At 73.4% G+C, this 2,001-nt stretch carries 3 protein-coding genes; 1 reads left to right on the forward strand and 2 read right to left on the reverse strand.

Annotated elements, in window-relative coordinates; all coding sequences use genetic code 11:
• Positions 1-138: 138 nt before the first annotated feature.
• Entirely contained in the window at positions 139-405 is a 267-nt protein-coding gene (locus tag VGW35_26855) for a hypothetical protein (protein ID HEV8311296.1), read from the reverse strand.
• Between the two features lie 268 nt (positions 406-673).
• On the reverse strand, positions 674-1,363 hold the full coding sequence (locus tag VGW35_26860) for an aldo/keto reductase (GenBank protein ID HEV8311297.1): 690 nt from the start codon (positions 1,361-1,363) through the stop codon (positions 674-676).
• A gap of 281 nt (positions 1,364-1,644) precedes the next feature.
• On the opposite strand from VGW35_26860, the gene VGW35_26865 reads away from it, so the two are divergent.
• The coding region (locus VGW35_26865) for a S9 family peptidase (protein ID HEV8311298.1) at positions 1,645-2,001 on the forward strand (357 nt) is incomplete at its 3' end.

Genomic DNA, 2,001 nt, shown 5'->3' on the forward strand with positions numbered 1-2,001 from the left:
CCGCCCCAGGCCGGCGGAGGTTGGGCCGGGTGGGAGTCGGGCGGGCGCGGCGGTCGCCGCAGGGGGTGGTCGGACCACAGCGCCCGCCCGAGGGGGAGTCAGGACCCCGACCCAACCCCCGAACCGGAACCTTGGCGCTCAGGCGCCGCGCTTGCGCGCCTGGCGCAGCAGGATGAGGCGGGAGCTGCGGAAGATGCGCCGCCGACCGCTGATCGTGTTGGTCACGTCCCACGCCGGGTCGCCTGGCTCGGGTGTGGACACCGGGCCGACAACCGTCCACACGCCGCTCTCCCCCGCGCGTGGACGCCGGACCTTGACCTGACTCCCCTTCTGGATCAGCTCGGATTCAGGGATGAGCTGCGCCTGCTCTCCCATCGCTCCACTCCTCTCGCCTTCGTCGCTCATCGCGTCTCCTGTCGAACGTGTGTTCGATACTATGCCCAGCCGCCAGCCTTGTCGAGTCCTGACGGGAACCTGGGGACAACTCGTGCGGCGCGACCCTATCGCACCTGGGTCGGGCGCTCAGGAACGGCCCGGCCCGGCTCGCGGCCGGCGGAGCAGGCCCGGCTCGCGGCCCGGCTCGCGGCCGGCGAAGCAGGCCCGGGCCTTGGCTCAGCTTGCGGAGGAGGCCTGGGCCCCGGCGTGGACGGGCGCGTGCGCGGATTTGACGGCTTCACCGAGGGATGATCGGCGCCTCCGGTCCGGCGACCGACTCCAACGGCTCGGGCTCGGGCTCCGGGAGCTCGACCGCGCCGGCTCCGGTGAAGGGCTTCGGCCGGCGGCGCGAGGGCGCGCCCGCCCCGCCGCCGCGCCCGCGGTAGACGAGCAGGCCGTTGATCGGGTCTGGGACGGCGTCCAGGGCGGCACGGACACTGGGGAGGTCGCGATAGGCCTCCCACTGCTCGTCCCGTTCGAAGGCGACCTCGAGCACGACGCCCCAGCGGTGCTCGTGCCACACCCAGTCGACGGCGCCGTTGGAGATCGCCGACTCGATCAGCGACGAGCTGTGCGCGTCCTTCCAGGGGCGCGCCGGGAACGCTCCGTCGAAGACCTCGATCGACCACCATTCCGCCATGGCCCTACCGTAACCCCAGACCTCCCCCCTGCCCAGAGGGTTCCGCCCAGTCCGGGCGGCGGCGGCCAGCTCGGCCATGGCGCCGATGCGGCCGACGAGCCGCTCGTTCTCGCCGTCGCCGTAGGACGAGCCGGTGTCGAGCAGGGTCACGCCCAAGTCCAGGGCGCGATGGATGGTGCGGACCGACTCGGCCTCGTCGGCCGGTCCATAGGCGTCGGACAAGCTCGTGCAACCAAGCCCGACCGGGGAGGTGGCCAAGCCGCTCCGCCCGAGGACCCGCTGCTTCATGGCTGTCTCCAGCAGTTGGAAGGTGCGTTGCCAGGACAGTGCGGCAGCAGCCAAGATCGCTGGCGCTCGGGGCACGACGGTGGCGGCGGCCGCGACCAGGTCGGCGGGCCGGGCGATCCGGTAGCCGTCGCGGGCGACGTCGACGCGCAGGACGCGGCGGCCGGTCGCCGGTCGGAGCCGATCGCTGGCTCGGGAAGGATGCGCGGATGCTCCCCGGCTCGGGGAAAGATGTGCGAATCACCCCATTGCGTGTGTCCGTCCGGTCTCTTTATGGTCTGACAATGACCACGACGCCGCGCTCAGCGCCCACCCTCGCGCCCGCCTTCGACCTCGACCGCTTTCTCCAGCTTCCGCGGGTGTCAGGGCTGGCCCTGGCCCCTGACGGGCGCCGCCTGGTGGCCGCCGTCGCGACCGCCGCCCCGGACGGCAAGCGCTTCGTGACCGCGCTGTGGGAGCTCGACCCGGACGGCGAGCGCCCGCCCCGCCGGCTGACGCGGTCCGCGCCGGGAGAGAGCGGCGCCGCCTTCCTCCCCGACGGCTCGGTGCTGTTCACCTCGACCCGGCCCGACCCGGACGCCGACCACCATGACGACGATGAGGTGGCCTCGCTGTGGCTGCTGCCCGCCGGCGGCGGGGAG

The sequence above is a fragment of the Candidatus Methylomirabilota bacterium genome (assembly GCA_036005065.1).
Lineage (GTDB): Bacteria > Methylomirabilota > Methylomirabilia > Rokubacteriales > DASRDR01 > DASYQW01.